Genomic DNA, 6,794 nt, shown 5'->3' with positions numbered 1-6,794 from the left:
GTTCCCGCAAGCGGCGGACTCCGCGCGGACTCCGCGGGCGGAGTCGCAGCGTGGCACCACCGCGCCATCCGCGAACCCGGCCCGGCCGGCCACCGACGACGATCGGTCGGGCAGCGCGAGGACTCCCACCGAACTCCCGCCCGAGGCGGGGGGCACGCCCAACGACGCGCCCCTTCCCCGGCGACGCTCGCGGCGTGGCGAGGTCGATCCGTCGGCGGCACCGCCCCGGCCACGGCACGCTGCCCAGGCCCCGCAGCCGACCGCCGAACAGGCCGGCCAGTGGATGGGCGCGTTCCTCAACACCGACGCGGAGCGGGGCCGGGCACACGGTGCCGGGGGCCCGGCGTCGCGCTCCGACGCGTACGACATTCCGGAGGAGTGAATGGTTGTTCAAGCTGGTGACAACAGCTGGATGCTCGACGAGATCCGCAGCGTCCGCGGTGTGCGACACGCGGTCGTGCTGACCTCGGACGGGCTGCTGAAGGTGCGCACCGAGCACACCGACACCGACGTCGCGGACAAGCTCGCCGCCGCCTGCGCGGGGCTGACCTCGCTGGGCAGAGGCATCAGCGACGAGTTCGGCACGGGCGGTGAGCCCCGGCAGGTGATGGTCGAGTTCGACGGCGGATTCCTGTTCGTCCGCGAGGCCGGAGACGGCTCGCGGCTCGCGGTGGTGACCGAGGCGGTCATCGACCCGGCGCTGATCGCCCAGCAGATGCAGATGCAGGTCCTCCAGATCGGTGAACGCACGCTGAGCACCCCGATGCGGAAATCCTGATCATGTCCTCGTCCGACGACTACCGGGACCAGCCCGTCCGGCCGTACGTCATCACCGAGGGGCGGGCGCACCCGACGCGCAACACCTTGCGCCCGGAGACGCTGCTGGTCGCGAACCCGGGCGCGGAACTGCCGATGTCGGCGAGCCGGGAAAAGCGGTCACTGACGTCGATGTGCCGCGGTGTCCTTTCCGTGGCGGAGGCGGCCGCGCACCTGCGCCTGCCCGTCAGCATGGTGGCCGTACTGGCTTCCGACCTCATCGACAGTGGTCATCTCGTGGTCCGCTCCGCGCCGTCGCACCCTGTCATGCCGGAAATCGACGTCCTGGAGAAAGTGCTCAATGGACTCCGAAAGCTCTGACCGCTATGTCACGCCGACCGTCGAGCAGTCGGCCAAGATCCTGGTCGTGGGTGCCTTCGGCGTCGGCAAGACGACCCTGATCGGGTCCGTCAGTGAGATCGAGCCGTTGCGGACCGAGGAAACGATGACCACGGCCAGCATCGGGGTCGACTCCGTCGCCGGGCTCACCGACAAGTCGACGACCACCGTGGCGATGGACTTCGGCCGTGTCACGATCAGCCCGGAGATCGTGCTCTACCTCTTCGGCACGCCGGGGCAGCGCCGGTTCTGGAACCTGTGGGAGGGCCTCGCCGACGGTGCCGTCGGGGCGCTGGTGCTGGTCGACACCCGCAGGCTCGAGGACAGCTTCGACGTGTTCGACCAGCTCGAACTGCGCACACGGATTCCGTTCGCCGTCGCGGTGAACGAGTTCCCTGACTCCCCGCGCTACGACGCCGATCAGCTCAGGGACGCGCTGGACCTGCTGCCCGACACACCCATCGTGTACTGCGACGCGCGCACGCGGCAGTCGTCGGCGCACGCCCTCGTCACACTCGTCGAGCACGCCCTCGACGTCCGCAAACAGTCGAAAGCTCTCGCATGACGATCTCCAGAGAAACCCTGGCCCTGTCCGAGATGACGGGGTTGACGCCGCTGTCGGCCACGACCACGTGCCGTGACCCGCAGGCGGCCTACAGCGAGTTGCGGGCACGCTGGGGCCAGGTCGCGCCGGTCGAACTCGAACCGGGGGTGAACGCCTGGCTGGTCATGGGCCACCCGGAGATCTGCAACGTCGTCCGGAACGAACGCCTCTTCGCGCGCAGCCCGCACTACTGGCGGTTGTACGCGGAGCGCATCGTGCCACCCGACTCGGGCCTCGGCCCGATGATGTTCCCCCGGGACAATGCCTACTTCGCCGACGGGGACAAGCACCGCCGTCTGCGCGCCCCGCTCGACGACGGCCTGGCCGCGCTCAACGAGCACAAGATGAGCCAGATGATCCGCTCGACCTGCACCGATCTGATCGGACAGTTCATCGAACGGGGCAGCGCGGATCTGGTGACCGAGTACGCGGCCTCCATCCCGATGCTCGCGGTCGGCCGGATGTTCGGTTTCGGGCCGGAACACGCCGAGCACTTCCGCCGCGGTCTGACCGCGCTGTTCGGGTCCGGGGAGGACTCGCAGGCGGGCAATCGCATGGTCGAGCAGATGCTGACCTCGATCATCGAGTCGCGGCGTGCCCAGCCCGCGGACGATCTGACCACGGCGTTTCTCAAGCACCCCAATCTGCACAACGACTACGAGATCGTGCAGTCGATGGTGCTGATGGTTTCGGCGGGTTACGAGACCACCCTCTCCTGGATCGCCCAGACCCTGCGGCTGATGCTCACCGACAGCCGGTTCAGCGGACGGATGCGCGGCGGCAGGCTCGGACTGGACGAGGCGCTGGACGAGGTGCTGTGGCGTGACCCGCCGATGTCCAACATGCCCGCCCGCTACGCGCTGGCCGACTGTGACCTCGGGGGACAGCGCATTCTGCGGGGGGACGGGCTGATCCTCGGGCTGGCCGCGGCCAACGCGGACACCCGGGTGCACAGTTCGGACCCCTGGCTCGAGGTGGGCAACCGGTCCTATCTGGCCTACAGCACCGGACCGCACAACTGCCCGGCGCAACGGACCTCGCGGATCATCACCCGCATTGCGGTCGACACCGCCCTCCACCTCCTACACGATGTGGCCATGGCAGTGCCCGCGGAGCAGATCACACCGATGCCGTCTCCGTGGACACGGTGCCCTGCCAGTCTGCCCGTGCGCTTCTCGCGGCCGGGCATCGTCCACAAGTGATGCTGGAGGCTTGAATGACCGACGTGGTGACCGATGAGGTACCCGTCGTCCGACTCGATCTCACCGGTTCCGATCACCACGGTGAGGCCGCTCGCATGCGCGAGCTGGGGCCGGTGGTGCGCGCGGTGCTGCCGGGCGAGGTCACGGTGTGGGCCGTCACGCGGCACGACCTGCTGGCCGAGTTGCTCACGGACTCGCGGGTGAGCAAGGACTGGCGTAACTGGTCCGCGATCCAGCGCGGGGAGATTTCCGACGACTGGCCGCTGGTCGGCATGGTCAAGGTGACCAACATGGTCACCAGCGACGGTGCCACCCACCAGCGGTTGCGCCGACCGGTGACCAAGACGTTCACCCGGGGCCGGGTGGAGACGCTCCGGCCCCGGATCGACGCGATCGTGCAGGGTCTGCTCGACGACCTGCCGCATCGCGCGGACGCCGACGGTTCGGTGGACCTCAGGCAGCACTACGCCTACCCGGTGCCGATGAATGTGATCTGCGAACTCGTGGGCGTGCCGAGGGAGTGGCGGCCCCGGCTGCGGGAGCTGGTGGACAGCATCTTCCGCACCGACACCACGCCCGAGGAGGTCGTGCGCACCCAGGCCGACCGGCACGAGATGCTGCACCGGCTGGTGGAGCTGCGCACCCGCGAGCGCGGTGAGGACCTGACCAGCGCGCTGATCGCCACCCGCGAGCAGGACGCGGAGTCGTTCACCGACGAGGAACTCACCGACACGCTGTGGCTGCTGCTCACCGCCGGGCACGAGACGACGCTGAGCCTGATCGTCAACGGTGTGCGGGCGATGCTGACCCACCCCGACCAGCTCCGCGAGGCCCGCGCGGGCGGCGAGGCCAAGTGGGCCGAGGTGGTCGAGGAGGTACTGCGCTGGGACGCGCCGATCGGCAACTTCATGGCGCGTTACCCGCTTGAGGACATCACCATCGCCGGGGTCACGATCCCGAAGGGCGAGGCGATCATCGCTCCGTACAGCGGTGTCGGGCGCGACCCCGCGCAGCACGGCGACGACGCCGACCGGTTCGACATCGACCGGGAGCAGAGCAGGCACCTCGCCTTCGGCGGCGGTCCGCACATCTGCCTGGGCGCCCACCTGGCCCGGCTGGAGGCCCAGATCGCCCTCCCGGCGATCTTCGAGCGCTACCCGAACCTCCGCCTGGCCGCCGACGCCGACACGCTGACCCCGGTCCCGTCCATCTTCTCCAACTCCGCGGCCACCCTCCCGGTGCACCTGACGTGACCGTGTGTGGGGCGGCCCAAGCGCGGCCGCCCCACACCCCCGCGAGTTGCCCCTCCCAGTACCGCGAGTTGCCCCTCCCAGGCCCGCGAGTTGACCGGTCGGTACCGCGAGTTGACCGATCCGGTACCGCCGTGATGCCGCTGTGCAGTCGCGTTCCACACCGAAAATGCCGTGTCGGTCTCGGAAAGCACCGACGACGCCGCCCGGCGTTCCCACTTCGTGATCACGAACCGCCCCCGCGGCCGGTCCGGCCCCGTTAGGGTCGCCGCATGTTCAAGAAGTTGCTGGCCGCCGTGGGTATCGGCGGTGTGGAGGTCGAGACCGAGCTGTATGACCACGGCGTTCAGCCGGGTGGCGCGGTGCGGGGTGTCATCCGGTTGCGTGCCGGGGAGGTGCAGCAGGACATCTCGGGTGTGTTCATCGAGTTGGTGACGCGCGTGGAGCACGAGGCCGACGACAGCGAGATCGACCTGATGCGGGGGTTCGGGCGCACGGCCGTGGCAGGGGGAGTGGTGCTACCACCCGGACAGGTCGTGGAAATTCCGTTCGAAGTCCAGGTTCCGATCGAGACGCCGATCACGCACTACCGGGACCAACCGCTGCGCGGGACCGAGGTGGCCGTGCGCACGGTCGTCGACATCAGCGGCGCCGTGGACGCCACGGACACCGATCCCATCGGCGTCGGCGCGCTGTCGGCGCAGCACGTGGTTCTCGACGCGGTGGAACGGCTCGGGTTCCGCCTGCGTTCGGCCGACGTCGAGTGGGGGCGCCTCCCGCGCACCCGCCAGACGCTCCCGTTCTTCCAGGAGATCGAGTTCGCGGGCGCACCGGACTATCCGCGCCTGAGTGAGCTGGAGGTCACGTTCGTCGCGGGCGCGGACGGGATGGACATCGTGCTGGAATCCGACCGGAAGGCGGGCTTGCTCGCGGGCGGCGGGGACCGGATGCAGGTGCTCTCGGTCGACTACGACACCGTGACCACCCTCGACTGGCCGCACGAGCTGCACACCTTGCTCGAGCCTCTCGGCCGCTCCCGTTTTTGACCCTGACCGCGCACACCGGTGGCCACGTCGACAGGGGCGTGGCCACTGGTGGCCCGTTGGCGGTGGCGCGTGGTGCATCGAATCCGGTGCCGCACGTCGGCCGCCGCGCCTCGCCCCGGGAACAGGGGCACCGTGCGCCGTCCGTCTGCCGGATGTGGACGGGCCGGACTCGACTCGCCGCGTACGGGATCACGGCCAGGGCGGGCCGACTCGCGGACCTTGCGGGGCAACTCGCGGACCTTGCGGGGCAACTCGCGGGCGCCGAAGGGGCAACTCGCGGGGTCAGGGGGCGGGGCGGAGGGAGCGGGCGGCGAGGGGGAGGAGTGCGGACAGGGTGGCCACGGTGAGGGCCGCGGCCACGGCGAGTTCGCCCGCCGCCGGTGACGCGGCGGCGAGGCGGGTGGGAATGAGGATCGGGGACAAGGGCGGGAGCAGGGACAGCACGGTGGCGAGCGTGCCGTCGGGCTCGTGCAGCACCGCGCCACCCGCCAGCAGGCCACCGCCGCATACGAACGCCACGAGGGCCACGACGCGGACCGGTCGCTTGGCGGCGAGTGCCTGCGCGGAGTGGGCGGGCATGCCCTGAGGCTCGACGGCGGTGGCGGAGCGACCCTCGCCACGAGGCTCGGCGACAGCGGCGCTTCCGGCGGCGGCGGCGAACATCGTCGCGTAGAGGGCGAAGCCGAGCACGGACCACACCAGGCCCCACAGCAGCGCCGTGACGGCCGCGCCGACGACGGTGAGCAGACCGGTCGCGCTCGCCACCACGACGGCCACGACGCCCACGACCGTCAACCGCAGCAGGCTCGCCAGGCCTGCGCCGATCAGCTTGCCGGCCAGCAGGTGCCACGGTCGCACCATCGGACACAGCACCTCCACCACGCCGTTCGCCCGGTCCCGCGCGAGCTCCCACCCGGCCGACGAGCCGAATCCGATGCCGCCGAGGAGGGTCAGCGACAGCAGCACCGCCGCCACGGCGAACCGTTGCCCGTGCTCGGGACCGCCGCCCTCGGTGGTTTCCACTGTCACCGAGGCGGAGCGCAGGTCACGCACGACCGTGGCCGGGTCGAGCCCGGCTCGCACGAGGGCGGCGTCGAGAACCTGCCGACGTGCGGCGTCCCGGAGCACTGTCCGAACGCGATCGTCCAGTTCGGTCCGAACCAGAACGCGCGGCTCGGCGGCACTGCCGGAGACGAGCACGTCCAGTTCTCCGGAGACCACCTGCGACCGCGCCCGGCCGACGTCGGCGACATGGACGATCACGATCTCCTGTCCGGTCCGCCGGGCCGAGGCCCGCAGCGGGTGTTCGGCCGTCGCCGCCTGCCCGGCGAGGCCGATCGTCGTACGGCTGTCCTGCGGGCTCGCGGCGGCGAGGACCAGCAGGAACCCGGTCAGTGCCGCGACCAGCGCCGCCGTGCCGAGCGCCACGCCCCGGGAGCGCGAATGTGTGCGCAACTCGCGCCGCGCGATCAACCCGACCGTGGCCCACGTCCCGGGCACGCCGGTCATCCGAGGTGTCCCGGCTCGCCCGTGTGTG

The 6,794-nt window shown here is 70.7% G+C and carries 7 protein-coding genes and 1 pseudogene; 7 read left to right on the top strand and 1 reads right to left on the bottom strand.

Annotation, left to right across the window (positions count from 1 at the left end; translation table 11 throughout):
• The 7 genes and pseudogenes from SACSA_RS26675 to SACSA_RS0106910 form a co-directional block, all read left to right on the top strand.
• Positions 1–382 (top strand): annotated as a pseudogene (locus SACSA_RS26675) (ATP-binding protein); the annotation flags it as partial.
• On the top strand, positions 383–778 hold the full coding sequence (locus SACSA_RS0106935; RefSeq protein WP_028661630.1) for a roadblock/LC7 domain-containing protein: 396 nt from the start codon (positions 383–385) through the stop codon (positions 776–778).
• Positions 779–780: 2 nt separating this feature from the next.
• Positions 781–1,137 (top strand): DUF742 domain-containing protein, encoded by a 357-nt coding sequence (locus SACSA_RS0106930; protein ID WP_019814533.1) that lies wholly within the window; start codon positions 781–783, stop codon positions 1,135–1,137.
• Positions 1,118–1,720, top strand: a complete 603-nt coding sequence (locus SACSA_RS0106925; protein WP_019814531.1) for a GTP-binding protein — start codon at positions 1,118–1,120, stop codon at positions 1,718–1,720. The genes SACSA_RS0106930 and SACSA_RS0106925 overlap by 20 nt, the downstream gene beginning before the upstream one ends.
• Positions 1,717–2,961: a cytochrome P450 gene (locus tag SACSA_RS0106920; RefSeq protein WP_019814529.1), complete on the top strand. Its 1,245-nt coding sequence runs from the start codon at positions 1,717–1,719 to the stop codon at positions 2,959–2,961. Before SACSA_RS0106925 ends, SACSA_RS0106920 begins: the two co-directional genes overlap by 4 nt.
• 14 nt (positions 2,962–2,975) lie before the next feature.
• Positions 2,976–4,214 (top strand): cytochrome P450 family protein, encoded by a 1,239-nt coding sequence (locus tag SACSA_RS0106915; protein WP_019814527.1) that lies wholly within the window; start codon positions 2,976–2,978, stop codon positions 4,212–4,214.
• A gap of 269 nt (positions 4,215–4,483) precedes the next feature.
• The gene (locus SACSA_RS0106910; protein WP_019814525.1) at positions 4,484–5,257 is read left to right on the top strand and encodes a sporulation protein; all 774 of its coding nucleotides are present in this window, start codon (positions 4,484–4,486) and stop codon (positions 5,255–5,257) included.
• Between the two features lie 282 nt (positions 5,258–5,539).
• Here SACSA_RS0106910 and SACSA_RS21875 read toward each other — a convergent pair.
• Positions 5,540–6,794 (bottom strand): ABC transporter permease (locus SACSA_RS21875; protein ID WP_232212857.1); only part of this gene is annotated, 1,255 nt, incomplete at its 5' end.

It is taken from the genome of Saccharomonospora saliphila YIM 90502, from assembly GCF_000383795.1.
Classification (GTDB): domain Bacteria; phylum Actinomycetota; class Actinomycetes; order Mycobacteriales; family Pseudonocardiaceae; genus Saccharomonospora; species Saccharomonospora saliphila.
This window is presented reverse-complemented; position numbering and strand designations above follow the sequence as displayed.

Excerpts from the sequence above, each read along its gene's own strand:
- SACSA_RS0106935 (WP_028661630.1), top strand. The coding sequence starts at position 383 with ATGGTTGTTCAAGCTGGTGACAACAGCTGGATGCTCGACGAGATCCGC.
- SACSA_RS0106930 (WP_019814533.1), top strand. The coding sequence starts at position 781 with ATGTCCTCGTCCGACGACTACCGGGACCAGCCCGTCCGGCCGTACGTC.
- SACSA_RS0106925 (WP_019814531.1), top strand. The coding sequence starts at position 1,118 with ATGGACTCCGAAAGCTCTGACCGCTATGTCACGCCGACCGTCGAGCAG.
- SACSA_RS0106920 (WP_019814529.1), top strand. The coding sequence starts at position 1,717 with ATGACGATCTCCAGAGAAACCCTGGCCCTGTCCGAGATGACGGGGTTG.
- SACSA_RS0106915 (WP_019814527.1), top strand. The coding sequence starts at position 2,976 with ATGACCGACGTGGTGACCGATGAGGTACCCGTCGTCCGACTCGATCTC.
- SACSA_RS0106910 (WP_019814525.1), top strand. The coding sequence starts at position 4,484 with ATGTTCAAGAAGTTGCTGGCCGCCGTGGGTATCGGCGGTGTGGAGGTC.